The 18,263-nt window shown below is 63.5% G+C and carries 12 protein-coding genes; 5 read left to right on the forward strand and 7 right to left on the reverse strand.

From position 1 onward, the window contains the following. Positions 1–161 precede the first annotated feature (161 nt). On the reverse strand, positions 162–2,417 hold the full coding sequence (locus N6C22_RS20330; protein ID WP_261653042.1) for a S8 family serine peptidase: 2,256 nt from the start codon (positions 2,415–2,417) through the stop codon (positions 162–164). A gap of 540 nt (positions 2,418–2,957) precedes the next feature. On the opposite strand from N6C22_RS20330, the gene N6C22_RS20335 reads away from it, so the two are divergent. Together N6C22_RS20335 and N6C22_RS20340 are read left to right on the forward strand one after the other, a co-directional pair. Next, complete coding sequence (locus tag N6C22_RS20335) at positions 2,958–3,269, forward strand: PadR family transcriptional regulator (RefSeq protein ID WP_261653043.1); 312 nt, start codon at positions 2,958–2,960, stop codon at positions 3,267–3,269. A gap of 667 nt (positions 3,270–3,936) precedes the next feature. Beyond that, positions 3,937–4,230: a PadR family transcriptional regulator gene (locus N6C22_RS20340; protein WP_261653044.1), complete on the forward strand. Its 294-nt coding sequence runs from the start codon at positions 3,937–3,939 to the stop codon at positions 4,228–4,230. A gap of 214 nt (positions 4,231–4,444) precedes the next feature. Here N6C22_RS20340 and N6C22_RS20345 read toward each other — a convergent pair whose 3' ends face one another. The 4 genes from N6C22_RS20345 to N6C22_RS20360 all read right to left on the reverse strand — a co-directional run bounded on the left by N6C22_RS20345 (position 4,445) and on the right by N6C22_RS20360 (position 10,129). After that, entirely contained in the window at positions 4,445–6,904 is a 2,460-nt protein-coding gene (locus tag N6C22_RS20345; RefSeq protein ID WP_261653045.1) for a DEAD/DEAH box helicase, read from the reverse strand. Between the two features lie 152 nt (positions 6,905–7,056). After that, positions 7,057–8,493 (reverse strand): ribonuclease H-like domain-containing protein, encoded by a 1,437-nt coding sequence (locus tag N6C22_RS20350; protein ID WP_261653046.1) that lies wholly within the window; start codon positions 8,491–8,493, stop codon positions 7,057–7,059. Between the two features lie 12 nt (positions 8,494–8,505). Next, the gene (locus N6C22_RS20355) at positions 8,506–9,222 is read right to left on the reverse strand and encodes a class I SAM-dependent methyltransferase (protein WP_261653047.1); all 717 of its coding nucleotides are present in this window, start codon (positions 9,220–9,222) and stop codon (positions 8,506–8,508) included. Positions 9,223–9,319: 97 nt separating this feature from the next. Then, the gene (locus N6C22_RS20360) at positions 9,320–10,129 is read right to left on the reverse strand and encodes a DICT sensory domain-containing protein (protein WP_261653048.1); all 810 of its coding nucleotides are present in this window, start codon (positions 10,127–10,129) and stop codon (positions 9,320–9,322) included. Between the two features lie 1,555 nt (positions 10,130–11,684). Between N6C22_RS20360 and N6C22_RS20365 the strand changes: the two genes are divergently transcribed. Then, complete coding sequence (locus N6C22_RS20365) at positions 11,685–12,887, forward strand: Cdc6/Cdc18 family protein (RefSeq protein WP_261653049.1); 1,203 nt, start codon at positions 11,685–11,687, stop codon at positions 12,885–12,887. Positions 12,888–13,492: 605 nt separating this feature from the next. Next, positions 13,493–14,296 (forward strand): hypothetical protein, encoded by an 804-nt coding sequence (locus N6C22_RS20370; RefSeq protein ID WP_261653050.1) that lies wholly within the window; start codon positions 13,493–13,495, stop codon positions 14,294–14,296. Positions 14,297–14,436: 140 nt separating this feature from the next. Here N6C22_RS20370 and N6C22_RS20375 read toward each other — a convergent pair whose 3' ends face one another. Next, entirely contained in the window at positions 14,437–15,375 is a 939-nt protein-coding gene (locus N6C22_RS20375) for a hypothetical protein (protein ID WP_261653051.1), read from the reverse strand. Positions 15,376–15,464: 89 nt separating this feature from the next. On the opposite strand from N6C22_RS20375, the gene N6C22_RS20380 reads away from it, so the two are divergent. Beyond that, positions 15,465–16,334, forward strand: a complete 870-nt coding sequence (locus tag N6C22_RS20380; RefSeq protein ID WP_261653052.1) for a universal stress protein — start codon at positions 15,465–15,467, stop codon at positions 16,332–16,334. A 71-nt stretch (positions 16,335–16,405) separates the two neighbouring features. Here N6C22_RS20380 and N6C22_RS20385 read toward each other — a convergent pair whose 3' ends face one another. After that, complete coding sequence (locus N6C22_RS20385; protein WP_261653053.1) at positions 16,406–18,238, reverse strand: PINc/VapC family ATPase; 1,833 nt, start codon at positions 18,236–18,238, stop codon at positions 16,406–16,408. Positions 18,239–18,263: the final 25 nt, after the last annotated feature.

The raw sequence follows: 18,263 nt of genomic DNA on the forward strand, positions 1-18,263 counted from the left end.
CCAACAACCCCGTGGGACTACCCCTCACACTGAACTATGCGCGGGACTGATTTAACCCGAACCTGTGCTCGACGTATTCCGCTAACGTGTTCGTTACAGAAGTAATGCCGTAACGCGCCGAAACAGCACAAAAAGAGAGAAGGGACGGATTCAGTCGGTCGTTACGCCGACGTCGTGAACTCCATCCGGTTGCTGAAGACCTCGTTGCCGCTGCCGTCGAAGGCGCGGATGACCGACACGTAGGTCGTGCTGGCCTCGAGGCCCCAGATCATCTCGTCGACCTCGCCCGGGCTCGAGCGGGTGTCGGAGTCGTCGACCTCGAAGGTCCCAGCCTTGTCACCCTTGACCCAGAACTGGAACTCGGTGTAGACCTCGTCGACACCGCTGTCGATGCGGGTGACCTCACCGCTCAGTTTGGCCGCGTAGGAGGTCTTCCAGTCGGGCGTGTCGTTGATCGAGACCGCGAACGGTGCGTCGGGTTCCTCGGGTGCGTCACCCGTGGTGAAGGACGCTGCCGCGCCGGTGACCGAGGACGTGCCGTCGTCGGCGTAGGCCTCGAACTCGTAGCCGGTCGCGGCGTCGAGGCCGCTCACGTCGACCGAGAAGCTCCCGGTCGAGGACTTGCTGCCGGCGGAGGCGGACTGCTCGGTGCCCGAGCGGTCGCCCGAGACCCAGTAGTTCACGCCGACGTCGGCGGAGCCGCTCTCGCCGAGGCTCGTGACCTCGCCCGAGAGGGTCGCACCGGAGTCCGAGACGTTGCTCGCGGAGCCGGTCTTGACGCCGAGCGACGGGGAGGTGCCGGTCGTGAACGTGACCTGCGACCCGAAGTCCTTGGCGGTGTCCCAGTCGGGGTTACCGTACGCCTGGACGACGTACGTGGTGTCGGCGCGCAGGTCGCTGATGGAGAGCGAGAACTCGCCCGTCGAGGTCTTCTCGCCGACCTCGCGGCGCTCGAGCGTCGCGTCCTTCATGCCCTCTGCCCACCAGTGGAAGCCGACGTCGGCCTCACTGAACTCACCGAGGCTCTGCAGGTTCCCCGTGAGCGTCGCCGTGTTGTTCCCGATGTCGGAGACGGGTGCCGTGGTGACGCTCAGGGCTCCGGTCGTGGTGAACTCGCGGGCGGAGCCGGTGACCTCCTCGCCGCTGTCGTTGACCGCGTACGCGAGGAACTGGTAGGTGACCTCCTTGCTGAGGCCGGTGACCGTGCTACTGAACGTGCTGGCCGAGGACTTCGAGCCGACCTCGACGGTCTGCTCGGTGCCGCTGCGGTCGCCGGACTGCCAGTACTTGAAGCCGACAGTGGCGGAGTTCGAGCCGCCGAGACCGGTCAGCTCACCGTTAAGGGTCGCCTCGGTCGTACCGAGGTCCGTGACCGAGCTCGTCTCGACCGCGAAGGTCGCGGGCTCGTCGCCGCCACCGCCACCATCGCCGACGGCGGCCTCGACGTCGAGCAGGCCAGCGCCCTGCTCGTTGTCGGCGTGGCCGAGGTCCTCGGCGGTGTCGGTCAGGCGCTTTCGCGTCTCGGACGCGCTGAGGCCCTGGGCACGGAGGAGACCCGCGGCACCGGAGACGTGGGGGGTCGCCATCGACGTGCCGGAGTACTTCTGGTAGCCGCCGCCCTTGACACACGACAGGATGTCGCTGCCGGGCGCACACATCTCGACCTCGGGACCCGTCGAGGAGAAACTCGACATGGAGTCGTCGGAGGCCGTCGAGCCGATGGCCATCGACTCGGGGTAGGCACCGGGGTAGTGCACACAGTCCGTACACGGACCCTCGTTACCTGCGGCGGAGATGATGATGACGTCGCGGTCCTGGGCGTACTGGAGCGCGTCGCGGATGGTCGAGGAGCCGGAGGAGGCACCCAGACTCATCGAGATGACGCCGTAGCCCTGGTCGGCTGCCCACTTGATGCCCTCTGCGACACCACTGGCGGAGCCCGAACCGGAGCCGGACAGAACCTTCACCGCGTGCAGGGTCGCCTGCGTCGAGACACCGACGACACCCTCGCTGTTGTTCACCGCGTTCGCGATGCCGGCACAGTGCGTGCCGTGGCTGTGGTCGTCGTCCCAGTCCTCGACACAGTCGGTGCCGGAACAGTTCTCGACGGCGTAGCCTTTCCCGAGGTTGGGTTCGAGGTCGGGGTGGTCGGCGTCGATACCGGTGTCGAGGATGGCGATGTGCGCACCCTCACCGGTCTGGCCGTTGTTGTGGACGACGTCGGCGTCGACACGGTCGATGCCCCACGGCTTGGTCTGTGCCAGCGCGTGGACGGTGACGTCCTCCTCGACGTATCTGACGTCGTTGTTCCGCTGGAGGCTCTTGACCGCTTCGTCCGAGAAGTTTCCGACGAGGACGTTGCCCTTGTCGGCAAAATCGAGCTCCTTCTCGACCGAATCCGCCTTCTTCTTCGCCACTTCGATTCCGAATAGAGATTTAGTTCCTACAACACGGCGTTTCCGTGTTGTGTTCGCCTCTGCGGCGATAGCTGTACCAATACCTTCGGCGGCAACCACACCGCCGCCTATACTTTGCAGTATCCGTCGTCGCGAGATTCGCTTGCTGCTCATTTTGTGCTTGCACCGGTCACCCAGGGGGAGTCGGGGACCGAGGTGTTTTGTCTCAGCTTGTCACTGAGCTACTCTGGGGTTATCAACCCGGATGTCTTAAGTCTATTTCACAGAAAGTCACATTTTCTGAAATAAGTTGGCCAAAAATCATATGTTACTGGGGAAATCGTGTCGCTTCAGCTAGTGATTTATAGACACCCACACGCGCGCCTATACCATATCGATAGAAGGGGTGTGCATTGGTAACAAGCGACTATTTTCGATAGGTCGGTCGTAACCACGCGTTAGGAACCGGGTGGTCGGCAGGTAATGCGGGTACGATGCTGTTATTCGGTGGTCTGACACTGGGTAGGGTGCTAAATATACTTGTGACTAGTATCGAAGTGGATGCAAGATCTAAGTGGATTCCAGCGAGATCTCCTCTACGTTATCGCCAGTCTCGACCGGCCACACGGTTTGGCCATCAAGCGAGAGCTGGAGCGGTACTACGGCAAGCGCATCAACGAGGGTCGGTTGTATCCGAACCTCGATGTGCTCGTCGAAGAGGACCTCGTCCGGAAAGGACAGAAGGACCGCAGAACGAACTACTACGAGCTGACACGGACGGGAGTCGATGACCTGTTGGCGCGACACACCTGGGAGGAAACCAAACTAAAGAACGTGGCCGAGTTCGAAGGCAAGGAAGCAAAGACACAGTGAACGAGGACGTGTGGCGCGATACGTCGCCGCGCAGAGTCGCATCACCGCAATGAACGACGGAGTCCTGGCAGTGGGCGGCCCGACCACCACCCCTGCCCGGGCTCTATTTCCGCATCCACGGCGTCCCGGCTGTTCCTCGATTCGATAGTCTCGACGAGCGAGTGCCGACCACGAAGAGAGTACGGAACGGGTACTCCCGAGCCCAGGGTTCGTCAATCGTCGACCAAGCAGTTCGCGAGAACCTTCGTGGCGAACTAAATAGAGGACTAAATACCTCAGCATTGCACAGAATTGTTCAATAAACTACAGAGTTCGAAACGAAACTCGGTGTGTAGTTGATTTTGTAACGACGAATGTCGAAGAATCATGCGATTCCCCAGCGGTCCCGAACCGAGTTCTTTTAAACCCCTCGCCCATGACGGTTGTGTAACCGACCGCGCTGCGCCGCACGACGATTTCCCACGAATAGGTGGGGGAAACCGCTGCGGGCATCGATATCTTACCGATTCCCAGATATCCATCCGCGATTACCTCTCCACGGAACTATTCAACTCCAGACAGACAAGAGTTTCCTGAAACCGGTCAACGGAGATTATGATAAAAGCAATCTCTGGAAATTGGCTCAATAATCAAAACACTCATTTCCCCCCGATACTTTTCCCCATTCATGTACGACCTGACTGGATTCCAGCGGGATCTGTTGTACGTCATCGCAGGGCTCGACGAACCACACGGGCTCGCGATCAAGGATGAGCTCGAGAACTACTACGAATCAGAGATTCACCACGGGCGACTCTACCCCAACCTCGACACCCTCGTCGACAAGGGTCTCGTCGAGAAGGGTGAACTCGACCGTCGTACCAACTTCTACACGCTGACGCGCCGCGGTCGCCGCGAGATCGACGCGCGCCAGGAGTGGGAAGCACAGTACCTCGACGAACTCGCACAGGCTGAAGCATAACGTCGTACATCCGGTCCCGCTGCCGACAGACAGCACGAGGGACCCGGTAACTCGCTTCGACTGACGAAGTGCGGCGCGCACGCGTCGCAAGGCACCCCCGGCATTTTTCGGTGAAATCGCGCCCGAGCGCTGCGGCTGTGGAAGTGAGTAGTCGTCTGAGAACCCCACACAGCTCACACTGTGTACACAGTGTAGAATGTCTAGACTGTGCTTGTTAACTCTCTCCAGGCTCGGAGACACGACCGAGTCTGTCGAGAAGTTCGGAGAGTACATCCACCGCCGCGTCGGTGTGCAGGGGGTCGTTATCGCTCCCGCACTGGCTGTCCATCACGCAGGAGGGACAGCCGCGAGTCCCCTTGCAAGAACATCCGTCGATGCGGTTCCGGGTGGTCGTCGCGAGCGTCTCGACCACCTCGTAGATGGCCTTCGAGAATCCGAGCCCGCCGGAGACGCCGTCGTAGATGAACCACGTCGGTTTCCCCGTCTCGGGGTGCTGGCTGACCGAGAGCCCGCCGAGGTCGGACTTGTCCATCCGGAGTTCGAGCGGGGCGAGTTTTATCATCCCGTGCTCCGCGGCGTGAAGGCCACCCATGAATATCTGGTCGATTTCTGAACCGGGCAGGTCGTCGACGGTCTGTGCGTCGCGGTCGGCCTCGGCGTCGTCATCCTCGCCGTCCTCGCCGAAGACGACGCGCTCGACACACGCTTCGCGCATCCCCTGTGGAAGTTCGACCCACATGAGCTGGGTTCGCATCGACAACGGGCCGAGGCCCGTCGGCCGAAGTGGCTGGGTGATCTCCCCGGATTCGATGTCGCGGCGACGGAAGTGGCTGTAGTGGACGTCCACCAGCCCGGTTCCCCAGCAGACCCGCCAGCCGTTGCCGAGGTCGCGCGAGCGCTCTTCCTCGAGGTCGTGGATGTCGATATCCGAGAGCGTCTCCGAGTACTCGTTCGTGTGGACTGACTGGAGTTCGACGTAGGGGTTTGGACGGTCCTCCTCGAAGGCGACGACCTCGTACTCGACGCCCGAGTGGAGCACGAGTGCCCCTTTGTGGAACTCGCGGTAGGCGCGCTCCTTGTCGATTGGCTCCATGTCGATGTCGCCGTCGCGGCGGCGCACGTCGAACTGCGTCCCGCCGGTGTTGTACATCGAGATGTCCATCTGCGGGCGCGGCCCACCGTTGTAGGTGACGCCGTGGTCGAGGTCGCCGACGAGTTCGCCGGCGTCCTTGAACATCTCGACGGCGCGGTCGAGGCGCTCGCCGTCGAACCACTGGCGGTCCCCGGTCGTGAGCGGGAGTTCGTGGGCGGCACACCGGACGTGCTGGGCGTACACCGGGTTGTTCTCGAGGCCGACCACGGCGTCCTCGACGTTGTCGCCCAGCAGGTACGCAGGCTCGTCGAGGATGTACTGGTCGATGGCGTCGGCCCGGGCGACGAGCACGGAGAGTGCGTCGGAATCCCCCCGTCCGGAGCGCCCGAGCTGCTGCCAGAACGACTGCCTGGTTCCCGGGTAGCCGGTCAGAACCGTCGCGTCGACGCTCCCGATGTCGATGCCGAGTTCCAGCGCGTTCGTCGAGATGACCGCGTCGAGGTTCCCGGACTTGAGTTCGTACTCGGTTCCCCGACGGGTCTGCTTGCCGTGGCCGGCGTGGTACGGTTCGACCGAGAGGTAGCCCGACAGCGGATGCTTTCTGGCCGCGTCGACGGCCTGTTTCGCGCCGATTTCGGTCCCCTGGCGCGACCGGGTGAACGTCAGGGTCTGGATGCCGTGCAGGCCGAGGTGGGCCGTGAGCGAGGCAGCCTGATCGCCAGCGCTGGCCCGGGCCTGCTTGTACTCCTCGAGGTCGGCATCTTCTGGTAAGGCATCGGTGTCAAGCGGCGGGTTCCAGAACACGATGTCCCGGCGGCCGTGCGGGCTGCCGTCTTCCGCGACGACCGAGAAGGGCGCGCCGGTGAGTCGCTCTGAGTGCTCGGCCGGATTCCCGATGGTCGCGCTCGTGCAGACGAGTTGCGGGTCGCTGTCGTTGTGATCGAGCACGCGCCGGAGCCGCCTGATGGTCCATGCGACGTGCATCCCGTGGACGCCGGTGTAGGTGTGGGACTCGTCGACGACGAGGAGCGAGCAGTCGGCATAGAAGTCGTGCCAGCGCCGGTGGTGGCCGAGGTAGACGTTCACGCCGGCGAAGTTCGTGATTATCACGTCAGCGTTCTCGCGGATGTGCTTGCGCCGGTCCTGTGGCGTGTCCCCGTCGTACACCGCGACGGTCAGGTCGAGCCCGAGGTCGTCGAACAGGTCCGAGAGCTGCTGTTCCTGGTCGCGAGAGAGCGCCTTGGTCGGATAGACGAGCAGCGCCGTGGAGTCAGGGTCGTCGAGGTAGTTCCGCGCTATCTGCAGGGCGTACACCCACGTCTTCCCGGAAGAGGTCGAGGTCGCCACGCAGACGTTCTCCCCGTCGGCGAGGTGGTCCAGCGCCTCGGCCTGATGAGTGTACGGGTCGAAGGGGAGTTGCCGGGCGAGCTGTGGGCGGAGTACCTCGCCGGCGGAGACGCGCTGGGCCTCCCGGGCGTCCTGCGTCGCGACGTGGACGATCTGGTCGTCGTATCGAGGGAAAGAATCCGCCAGGGTTCGGCCGGTGATGGGCAGGTCGCGCTGTGGCGTGTCGGAGCTCATCGGGGGTGGTTGTCGGGTCTTGGCCGCGCTGTGTCTTCAACGCTCGCACGTCAGGCAGGCAGGACTGCACGCCAGGCAGGACCGCAGGGCAGGCAGGACCGCAGGGCAGGCAGGACTGCACGCCAGGCAATACCGTCGCAGAAACACGACACCTACCAGTCCGAGAGCGACCCCTGGGTCCCGGTGTCGCGCGATTCGGAGCGACCGGTTCCAGCGAGTCGGTTCGCGTCGGTGAGCGCGTCGTAGATGTGCGCGAGTGCCCGGACGTCGTCCTCGCAGTAGGCTTCGAACGAATCCCACTCGGGCGTGACTTCGTCCGGGGACGCGACCCACTCGCGGTAACGCCGGGCGACCGTCGCCCCGGTCAGCCCGGTTTCGTCCCCGGGCCAGTCGAGCGCCCCCGCCACGTCTTCCAGCCGGTTCGTGAGTCCCGGGAGGACCGCGTTCTCGTCTTTGACCGCCCACCGGTACGGGTCGAAGCGGTAGGTGGAGGTCCAGACGTCGCGGTAGCCCGAGCAGTGTTCGACGACCTGGTCGTGGATGGCCCCGAAGTCGAAGTTCCAGCCGTTGTACGCGACGACCGGCCGGCCCCGGGCATTCGCGGCCAGCCAGGACATGAACGCCTCGATGGGTTCGCCCGGAGCCTCGGGGTCGCGCTGGCGGAAGCTCATGTAGTTCCCCGTGGTCGGGTCGAGGACACCGATGAGCCAGATGACGCTCGGGGCGAGCCCGTCAGTCTCCACGTCGATGAACACCGGCTCACCGTCGGGGAGCGATGCGTCGCCGGTTCGCACAACGGAACCCTCGACCATCGCGGTGGCCGTGTCGACGATTTTCCCGGCGACCGAGTGCCCGAACCCATCGAGTTCCGCGAGGTCGTCCGGTGCTGCCGCCGCCACCTCATCGCGGGTTCGATAGCCAGCTCGACGCAGTGCATTGGCCCGGGTCTCCCCGACGCCGGACAGTGCGCGCAGCCCCAGCCGGCTGGTGGAGAGCGTCTTGACCGAGACGGTCCCGTCCGGGTACAGGTCGAGACACGCGACCGCGTCGTCGTCCGCGGTCCCTGCGCCGTGGACCGTCAGGTCCTCTCCTCCTGACCCCGCCCCATCCCACTCTCGTCGGTAGTCGCTAGGGAGTCCTCCAGAGATGTGGGTGTACGAGCCTGAGACTCCGGCCAGGGCGGCTTCGTACGCCTCGCGGCCGTCCAGGGCGGCCGAGAGGGTGGTCGTATCGACCGACACATCGAGCAGGTTGCTCACGACGAAGGTCTCCGTCGTGGGGTCGATGTCGCCTGCGCGTTCGCGCTCCGGAAGCGTCCGGAGCGTCTCGTGGTCGGGGGCGACGAAGAGGTCGACACCGCCGACCACGCAAGGACCCCCCTCGTGGGAGGGGTCACCTGGAATCAACAGCGGCCGGTCGTCAGCCGTGACGACCAGTGCCGCCTGTGCGCGCCGATCCGGCGACTCGCCGGTGAGGAACACCGCATCGGGGTCAAAGTGCTCGAAGGGGTCCCGCAGGGCGTCGTCGGGAGCGTCGGCGACGAATCGTGGCGGGAGTGCGAGCACCCGGGCCGGATCGGCACGCGGCATGTGGGTCAGTCGTCACGCCGTCGGCAAGAGGGTATCGACGGCGGTACGGAGTCGGCTGGAAAGCGAGGCGAATGCACTTTCCGGTTTCTCGCTGGTTGGTCTGCGTACGAACCGGCCACGGACGAACGGTGTTACCAACGGGAGCGAGGAGTCCAGCCGCTCGAACTCGACGGTCTCGAACCGGTCGTCCGCGAGCAGTCGGTCGCCGCTGTCGCGGTCGAGGTGACAGCCCGCGGCGACCCGTTTCCACACCGGCGTCGCGGCCGACTGCAGCGAGCCTTTCGCGCCCGACGCATGGACGTGCTCGAGGATGCGTAACTCACCACCGGGTTTCAGCACGCGCGCCAGTTCGTCGATGCTCGCTTCGAGGTCGCCGACCGTACACAGCACCAGCGAAACGACGGCCACGTCGATGGAGTCGTCCTCGAAGGGCAGCGATTCCGCGCCGGCATCGTAGATGGTCACGTCCAGCCCGCACTCCCTGGCGCGGGATGCGGCTCGCCGGCGCATGTGGCGATCTGGCTCGATGGCGGAGAAGTTCTGTGCAGTGCTCCCGTCGGTCTGTGCCGAGGCGTAGTACGGGAACATCGCTCCCGTCCCGGTTCCGACGTCGAGAACGTGGCCGCGGAGGTCACTCGCCAGCCACTCGCGGTGCGGGGCGAACGACGCCTCCGCTGGCTTCGTCAGTGGGTCGTAGACCGCTGCGAACAGTGGATGGTCGTCGCTCATCTCGGAGTCGAGTGGACCTACGGGCCCGGGGGATAAAACACACCAGCAACCACCAACAACGTCGGCGATGACCGTCGGAGAGTTCGCAATCCGGCTGTTATCCAGCTGATTGGGTATCGTACTGGAATCGCGTCGCGACGTAGTCGGACACGTCGGCCACGCGTTCGGAATCGAACGTCCAGAATCCCTCCCATTCGTTCCGACCCGTCTCGTAACAGACGAGGGCGGTGTTCTCGGTGGGGTCCGTCGGGTGTTCGTAGATGACGAACCACGAGCGGAGGAGTTCTTCGTCCCCCGCCGTACCGTGTGCGTGAATCGAAGACTCGGGCTCGGGCGACCAGTCCGGAACCCCGTAGATGTGGACGTCGAGGGCCGTCGAGGCGAGCTTGTCGTACACGTCACGGGTCCCGCGCTCGTCGTTGATGCGCGAGAGTTTCTGGAACCCGGAGTGGACGGTGCCGGCACCGGCGCGCCAGGCGCGTGCCTCGATGTACCGCGACATCTCGATGAGGAGGAACTTCTGCTTGCGGGTGTCGGGGTACCCGACCACGGAGAACGGGGTGTCGGCGAGCGCGACCAGCGCGTCGGGTGTCTCGATCTCGTCGATGGTCCGCGACCCGGAGATGTACGTATCCGAGTTAACGAACAACACCGCGTTTCCGATGGAATTCAGCGAGGAGAACCCAGTATCGCCGGATTCGACCTGTGCTCCATCGACCTGTTCACCGTCCACGAGGACTCTATCGGAGGTGGGGTCCGTTTCGTCGGTCGACTCCGTGACGCGCACCGGTTGGTCCTCGAAGAGGTCCTCGAGCATATCCTGAACCAGGTCGACCTCGGTCCGGTTCACGACGGTCAGCGTTCGGTCTGTCTCGCCAAGGTCGTGAATGAACTCGAGGAGACTCATGGAACATCCTCTGGAACCGGGGATAATAAGCATTCTCGCTAAGATGAATATCTTTCCAGACACGCAGTCCAAGAGTTCTGTCACGGGGGTACACCTCGTTTCCGGTGAAATCGACCCGAGGTTCGACGGTTGGTGGGCTGCAGGATGGTCGTGGACAGAGACACCACGTTTCCGGTGAATCTCGCGAGATCGAATCACTGGAGTGTAGGGATTATGTCTCGTTCCTGGGACGCTGGGTTCCATAGCACACAGGGTCTCGGTGCACACCGGGTTTCCGGTGAAACTACGGATGGCTCAGTCGCCGCGGCGCACACCGGGTTTCCGGTGAAATTTGCGGATGCTGTCGGGGCGAGACAGACGAATAGATCAAGGCTGACAGACCAGGACGTCGGTCGTCATCGTGTGGGGTGGGGTCGGGAGACATCTGGACTCGGAACCGGAGCTGGCCTCGGAGCTAAATCCGGAGCTGGTGACGAAGCTAAAATCGAAGCGAGGGTCGAAGATGGGGCTGTAGATGTCCTCAGCCCATAACCGGTGCTAGACACGGGAGACAGACACCACGTTTCCGGTGAAACGCGGTGCGAACGAGGCGGCTCGATTGCGATGGTGATACACACCTCGTTTCCGGTGAAACAGGTCACGGAGAAGCTGTCCAGTGGCCTTTTGGAGACGGTCGATTGGGTCGTCCCACAGTTCAATCCCAGTGATGCTGACGTCGGTGGTGGACGACTCGGAGAATGACTGAAAGAGTTGGTGAACGGACGGAGGTATTGACGGGGGTGTGGATGGGGTGGTTTGAATCGGGACACACACACCACGTTTCCGGTGAAACAGTGTTTGAGAGGGGGGTAGGGGCCCTAAGGACGGTTCTACAACTGTCGTTTTTCAGTTAATTTTCTAGGATAGATTTATATAGTATACTATCGAACAGTCCAGTGATTGACTCGCAAACTAGGTAGGTGAGCTATGCTCGCCGAGACGGAGGATGGCGACAATCGAAACGAGGGTTCTACTGCAGTCGGTTAGTCCAGTTGAGCAAGTTCAGTCAAGGAGTTGGAAAGCTAGTCGATCAGTCGGGAGTGTAGTCGACCAGCTGGAAGCTCGGCCGAGTAGCTGAATCGACTCGATGGAACAGTATGAAGCAGCCTTCTCCCGTCTCGTTTCAGGGCTATTCCTCCTACTAAATCTGTTCGCCCCCGTGTCGGACTGTCTCCCTTCTCCCCCGTTTCAGACCGTTCCCTGTTGTCAGAGCGCTCTCTGTTGGTCGACTCACTGGCGAGAGTTCTGTGACAAACGACCGACGACCCATACCCTTTCTCGGGATTTCACCGGAAACGTGGTGTGTGTCTCTGCGCACCGACCCCGACGCCACACCCGGGTAACATCACACAACCACCGTTTCAACTGCACCCCTCCCCACCCTCTCGACCCATTTCACCGGAAACCCGGTGTGTGTGTCTCACCACTCACCACCCACCCTCGACTGGCCCGAATCTCGCGACGGGCATTGGGAAACAGCCAAGTCGTTTCACCGGAAACGTGGTGTCCAAGCAAGATGACGAACGCGGATGACCTATTCGTCCGGGAGGACGCCATATTCGCCAACAAGGAACTCCTCGAGATCAATCACCTGCCGGACGAGGGTCGCATCGTCGGCAGGGACGAGGAGATCTCGAACCTCGCCAACGCGGTCAACCCGGCTATCTTCGGCCAGAGCCCGAGCAACGTGCTCATCTTCGGGAAGACCGGGACTGGGAAGTCGCTGTGTGCCAAGTACGTCTCGAACCGGCTCACCGAGACCGCAGGCGAGGAGGGAGTCAACGCGGAGTACGCCTACGTCGACTGTGCGCAGGATTCGACCGAGACCCAGGCGGTCCAGACTATCGCGAAGTCGCTGAACGACCCCGACGAGACCGACATCACCATCCCCGACAAGGGAATCAGCACCTCGACGTACTACAAGCGACTCTGGGTCATCCTGGACCAGCTCTACGACGTCTCGCTCGTCATCCTCGACGAGATAGACAAACTCGACAACGACGACATCCTCATGCAGCTCTCGCGCGCCGGTGAGGCGGGGAAGATAACCAACTGCAAGATCGGCGTTATCGGCATCAGTAACAAGATCAAGTACAAGGACCGGATGGACGAGCGCGTCAAGTCCAGCCTCTGTGAGCGAGAGTACGTGTTCCCACCGTACGACGCCTCCCAGCTTCGCGAGATAATGAACGCGCGTCGCGACGCGTTCAAGAAAGGCGTTCTCGCCGACGGGGTCATCCCCCGGGCAGCGGCCCTCGCGGCACGCGAACACGGTGACGCGCGCAAGGCCATCGACATGCTCCGGTACGCTGGCGAGATCGCCCAGTCGAAGGGTGCCGAGACCGTTCAGGAGGGGTATGTGACAGAGGCCCGCGAACGCGCGGAGACCGACCGGTTCCGTGAACTCATCCGGGGGTCGACGCCGCACTCGCGGTACACACTCCAGGCGCTGACCGTGCTCTCACTGAACGAACCCGACGAGGGTGGCTTCCGGACCACGCGTATCTACGACATGTACGAGCAGATCTGCCGACAGGCCGGGACTTCTGCACTCTCACTCCGGCGCGTTCGCGACCTGCTGAAGGAGCACGCATTCCTCGACATCATCGAGCAGTCCCGCCACAGCGGGGGTAGTGCGGAGGGCAGCTACACCGAGCATCAGCTACTCGAGGACCCGGAGGTCCTGCGGAAGGTGCTGACCGAGACGGAAGAGGAGTAGTCTCTCGCGAATCTGTTCGTCTTCCGCTCGTCATCGCGGACCTACTTTTCTTCGCCTCCCAGCCGACTTTCGGGGCGTTCTTCGACGGCACGGCAGCCGCCCGACAGTGGTCGTATCCGGCTCCCATCTGGGAGGTTGTTTCACCGGAAACGAGGTGTGCGTGCCGCGGGGGCCCTGGGGCGGACCAGAAGGATACGACTACACGACAAGACGTCCGGGTCGCGTTTCTGCGCGCGCATCTCGCTCTCTTGATTCGAACCGCCGCTCTGGGGTTTCCGTGGCCGTTTCACCGGAAACGAGGTGTGGTTGGGAGGTCTTGTCTTTTCGAGACAGTTTTCGCACAGGCCGCCCCGGATTCCACCGGAAACACGGTGTCTGCGGCCAGCGAGGCCGCAGTCCCGGTTCCACCGGAAACGCGGTGTCTACGAACCAGCGAGGCCACAGTCTCGGTTCCGCCGGAAAATGGTGTGTGCACCAGTCGGTACGGCTTCACACGACGGAATCTCCAGCCCCCCTGGAACCGGGTTCGATTCCACCGGAAACCCGGTGTCCCCCGGCCGCCGTCGACGGGTCTTTGTCGGTGGGTCGCGAGGGTTCCACCGAGCATGGATGCGTCCCAGGAGGTCGAGTGTCCGGTCGAAGCGTGCTCGTACAGCGATGCGCCGGCGCTGGTGGCGACGCACGTCTCCAGCACCCACGACGGGGACCACGACTGGGCGGTCCTCCCCTACGACGGCGCGAGGGAGTTCGTCGAGGCGGACAGGTCGGCGGAAGCCGAGACTGGCGAGGCAGCCGGGTCGAAACGTGAGGGAGTCGGCTCGAAACGTGAGGGAGTCGGCTCGGAACGTGAGGCAATTGATTCGGAAAGCGAGGCGGGCGGGCGAGGTGATGATAGCGGTCCAGCAGGCCACGGTCGTGACGAGGACCCCGTGGAGCTGGACGACGAATTCGTTGCGGTCGCCAGGGCACTGGCGGAACTCCTGGAGCGCCGGGACCTCACGACACTGGATGACGCGAGCGATCGTGACCTCGTCGACCTGTACACGCTCTTCTCGGAACTCGAAGGAGCTGCGGGAACTGCCAGAAAGCAGGTCCGCGATGCCCTCCTTCCGCAGGTCCCTGCGGACGGGACGCTCTCGAGTGAGTGTGGCGAGGTAGCCCGGTCGACCCGAGAACGCCGAACACTCCGGGACGAATCGACCGTGCTGACGGCGCTTGCGACCGCCGGCGTCTCGCCCCAGGAGGTCATGGGGGTCGATTCCGAGAAGGTCGAGGAGGTGGTCGAATCAGCCGACATCGACCCCTCCGAGGTGTTCGATGTGGAGCGGACGACCTACGTCAGGAAGGCCGGCGTGAACGAGGGGGCGCTGGCGCGATTGCTCGATGTCCAGGAAGACGAACGTGAGTAAGCTCCGACGATTCGAGACAGCGAGCACATGAGTGTCTGCGTGAACGAGGTCTCTAGGGGTGCGAAGTGTCTGTGCGAGCGAGAGTACTAGCGGCCGAACGTGTGAGGAAAAGGCGTGTGACAACGGTCCTTGTGCCGCCGTCAGCCGGCTGCGAGTAGTTCGTCGAGCCGGGACTCCAGTTCAGCGATCTCCTCACGGAGCGCGTCTGCCTCCTCGGACTGCAGGACGGCGATTCTATCTTCGATACCCTGTAACCGATTCTGTTTCTTCGCGGATTCCGTGGCGGTCTTCTGGACGTATTCGAGCGTCTCGATGTCGTAGACGTCCTCTTCCTCGACATCGGTCGCCGCGACGACGACGTCGAGCTTGTCAGGAACGACCCCGAGTACCCATTTCCGGGGCACGTCGTGTTTATCCAGTTGGGAGAGGATTCTGTCCTCTCTCTTGAGGGAGCGAGCGTTGCGGCGCACGCGTGTAACCGTCCCGAACGGTCCGTGGAGCCGGTCCTCCGGCCCGATGTGGCCGAGCAGGGTCTCTCCGACCGCCTTCCGGAGGTCGTTCGCCCCGTGTTGGACGTCCGAGAGGAGAACGTAGAGGTCGACGAGGTCGTTGTCCGGAATGGTCTGGAACTCTGCGTCCTCGAAGCGGTCGAGCATATCTGCGAGCAAGAGCGTGTCGTCGTGGACGCGTTCGATGGGGGTCCGGATCTCCCAGCGCGGGCGCAGGAACGGAGTGTCGGTGTGTTCGCCTTCCTCGGACTCGCGGAGGGCGTCGGCCTGCTCGTCGTACACGTATCTGGGGGAGAGGCTCAACACGGCGACGTAGGGTTCGACACCTCGCGGGAGGTCGGCCAATTTGATGGCCGCGTCCTTGGTTCCGAGTCGGTCGTAGAGCACCGAGAACTGGTCCCTGGTGAGGGATTGCCGTTCGTCGGAGTCGAGGAACGACACGAGGAGACGCGCCGATTGGGCGGACTCGACGGTGAACGGCCGCTCCGAGTTCGGTGTCACGAGGACGGTATCCGGGTCGAGGGACTTACAGGTCTCCGAGAGCCGTTGCCATACGTCTGCGAATACCATGAGGGACGTAGGGGGCGAGACGGAAAGAACGTGCTGCTGGTGGGGTTCGACCCGCCAGTTAAGTCGCCCGTCGGAGATGATATCTAGTGATGTTCGACAGTATCCTCATCGGGACTGATGGCGCTGACGGAACGCGGAGCGCGATCGCTCACGGACTGGGTCTGGCTGAAACGTACGGCGCGACCGTCCACGCCCTGTCCGTCGTCGACACCAGCGCCCTCGCGCTCGACGATGACGGATACGACGACGGCCCCGCGACCGACGTCCTTCGACAGCGAAGCAACCGTGCTGTCGAAGCAATCGAGCGGCAGGCGACGGACCGTGGTCTGACTGTCGTCCCCGCCGTAGCCTCGGGCAGGCCAGCCCGACAGATACTCCGGTACGCTGACGAGCACGACGTTGACCTCATCGTGATGGGGACCCGCGGGCGGAAAGGACTCGCGAGACACGTGGTAGGGAGTGTCGCCGAATCCGTCATCAGTCGGTCGACCCACCCCGTCCTGACCTCCAGGGCGACGGTGACGCCGGTCGACCCGGTGTACGACGACATCCTCCTCCCGACGGACGGCAGTACCCAAGCCGCCCGCGTGGCGGAGCACACCTTCGATATCGCGGCGCACTACGATGCCACGGTCCACGTATTCTCGGTCATCGACAGTTCACTCATCCAGTCACAGGAGTTGCTCGCGTCACTCGAATCAGAATCGGAGCACGCGGTCTCGGAGATGAAAGCACGGGCCAAACAGGCCGGTGCGGACGTGGTCACCCGGGTCTGGCGGGGCGAACCAGACCGCTGTATCACGACGTACGCTGAAGAGAAGGATATCGACCTCATCACGATGGGAACACACAACCGACGGGGGCTGGATCGGTTCCTCACGGCGACGGTAACCGAGCGCGTCCTGCGGCGGGCTCCCTGCCCGGTGTTCTCTCTCCGCAGTGAGTCGGACAGGCCCTGACAAGTTCTCACCGGTTCTCGTCCGGTTATTGACCGACTTCCGCCAGGCTCTCGCCGGTTATTGACGGACACTCACCACCGGACGCTGATGTGTCGGCCATCGTCGATGGCGTCCTCAAGGCGCTCCCCCACGTCGCTCCCGCGCGAGACTCGAATCTCGCCCTCACGACCGGGGGTCGCGGTCAGCAGGTAGGTGTCGTCGACGAAGACGCTGGCGGTCTCACCGGTGGGGACCGGCGTCGGGAGGATGACGTGGTGTGGGGTGAACTCGGGCGAGACGGCCGTCTGGCTCTCGCTCTCGTCGGCCTCGACGGCGTCTTTCGGGCCCGGCCACTCCTCGTGGGTCCGAACGTCGATGTCGATGCCGAGGCGGTCCTCGACCGCCCTGATCCGGTCTCCACCGGTACCGATGACGGCGGCGATGTCGCTCGAATCGACGTAGACGACGGCGCGGTCGTCGGACGAGAGGTCGACCACGACGTGGCCACGGGCCATCGACCGTATCTCGCGTTCTATCTCGCGCCTGGCGAGTCGGGAGACACCCGTCTCTGGCTCGGGTTCGCCGGCGACCGGGACCGTGACGACCTGGCGGCTGAACAGGTAGAGCTCGTACGCCAGTGCTTCGGTCTCGAAGTCACGGACCGTGATGACGGGACGGGTGAGGTCCGCCGAGGTCATGCCTTCGGGCAGTTTGACCTCGGTTTCGATGTCGTAGACGGTCTCGATGCGCCCGTCCTCGACGTAGACGACGGTATCGACTATCTGTGGAATCATCCCGAACTCGATTCGGCCGACGAGGCGCTGGAGGGCGTCGATGGCCCGGGAGGCGTGGACGACACCGACCATGCCGACGCCAGCGAGGCGCATGTCCGCGAACACCCGGAAGTCACTGGTCTTCCTGACCTCGTCGAAGACGGTGTAGTCCGGGCGGACCAACAGCAGGGAGTCGGCGGTCTTGTCCATGCGGCCGCCGAGGGCGGTGTACTGCGTGATTCCCGGGCCGACCTGGAGGTCGCGGGGCTTCTCCATCGTCTTCACCACGAAGTCGTTCTCCGCGAGGAACGTCGCGATGGCCTGTGCGAGCGTGGACTTCCCCGCCCCCGGCGAGCCAGCGACAAGGACTCCCCGCTGGCGCTCCAGCAGCCGGGCTTCCAGCTCCTCGGCGTGTTCGTACTCGTCGAGGGAGGTCTGGACCAGCGCGCGAACCGCGGTTATCTCCCAGTCGTCACTGAACGGCGGACGGGCGATGGCGATGCGGTACGGCCCGAACTGGACGATCTGCATCCCCGGCTCGTCAATCTCGACGAACGCGTCGTCGCTGCGGCGAGCGCCATCGAGGATGTCGTGGGCGTACTCTTTGACCGCCTCGACGGCCAGTTCGTCGTCGCCGATGGGGCCGTACTGCATCTCGCCGACGGTGCCGCGTTTGGCCATCGGGCGGACGCCGGCTTTGAGGTGGACGCTCATCGTCTGATCGTCGAAGAACTGGGTGATCGGGAGTGCGAACGTCGGGACGTACGGCTCGACGTACTCGACAGTGATTCCACGGGCCTCGGCGACCCTGGCCTGGACGCGGTCGCTGGTGAACAGGAGCGCGTCGTAGTCGGCCGCGACCTTCCTGATGATCGCGTCGTTCGTTCCGCTGTAACTGCTGCCACGACCGCTCTCAGCCGGTGGCGAATCGACGTACTGGAACTCGATGCGGCCCTGGTCGGCAAGTTCGGCCAGCCGGTCGAGCTCGTCGAGGCCGTCCCAGCCGGTGTCTTTCCCCCGGTTCGCTTGCGATTCGAGCTCGTCGACGACGATGCCGGGAACGAACACGGCGACGTCTGCGAAGGCACCAGTTTCGACGCGGTCTGAGGTTCGACCGTCGACGACCACGCTCGTGTCTGGAACGACGTTCATACTCGTAGATACGTCGTGCGTGAGG

The sequence above is a fragment of the Haloarchaeobius sp. HME9146 genome, from assembly GCF_025399835.1.
Classification (GTDB): Archaea; Halobacteriota; Halobacteria; order Halobacteriales; family Natrialbaceae; genus Haloarchaeobius.

What these genes read in the sequence shown, in the direction of transcription:
- N6C22_RS20335 (WP_261653043.1), top strand. Translation starts at nt 2,958, where the DNA reads ATGCAAGATCTAAGTGGATTCCAGCGAGATCTCCTCTACGTTATCGCC.
- N6C22_RS20340 (WP_261653044.1), top strand. Translation starts at nt 3,937, where the DNA reads ATGTACGACCTGACTGGATTCCAGCGGGATCTGTTGTACGTCATCGCA.
- N6C22_RS20345 (WP_261653045.1), bottom strand. Translation starts at nt 6,904, where the DNA reads ATGAGCTCCGACACGCCACAGCGCGACCTGCCCATCACCGGCCGAACC.
- N6C22_RS20350 (WP_261653046.1), bottom strand. Translation starts at nt 8,493, where the DNA reads ATGCCGCGTGCCGATCCGGCCCGGGTGCTCGCACTCCCGCCACGATTC.
- N6C22_RS20355 (WP_261653047.1), bottom strand. Translation starts at nt 9,222, where the DNA reads ATGAGCGACGACCATCCACTGTTCGCAGCGGTCTACGACCCACTGACG.
- N6C22_RS20360 (WP_261653048.1), bottom strand. Translation starts at nt 10,129, where the DNA reads ATGAGTCTCCTCGAGTTCATTCACGACCTTGGCGAGACAGACCGAACG.
- N6C22_RS20365 (WP_261653049.1), top strand. Translation starts at nt 11,685, where the DNA reads ATGACGAACGCGGATGACCTATTCGTCCGGGAGGACGCCATATTCGCC.
- N6C22_RS20370 (WP_261653050.1), top strand. Translation starts at nt 13,493, where the DNA reads ATGGATGCGTCCCAGGAGGTCGAGTGTCCGGTCGAAGCGTGCTCGTAC.
- N6C22_RS20375 (WP_261653051.1), bottom strand. Translation starts at nt 15,375, where the DNA reads ATGGTATTCGCAGACGTATGGCAACGGCTCTCGGAGACCTGTAAGTCC.
- N6C22_RS20380 (WP_261653052.1), top strand. Translation starts at nt 15,465, where the DNA reads ATGTTCGACAGTATCCTCATCGGGACTGATGGCGCTGACGGAACGCGG.
- N6C22_RS20385 (WP_261653053.1), bottom strand. Translation starts at nt 18,238, where the DNA reads ATGAACGTCGTTCCAGACACGAGCGTGGTCGTCGACGGTCGAACCTCA.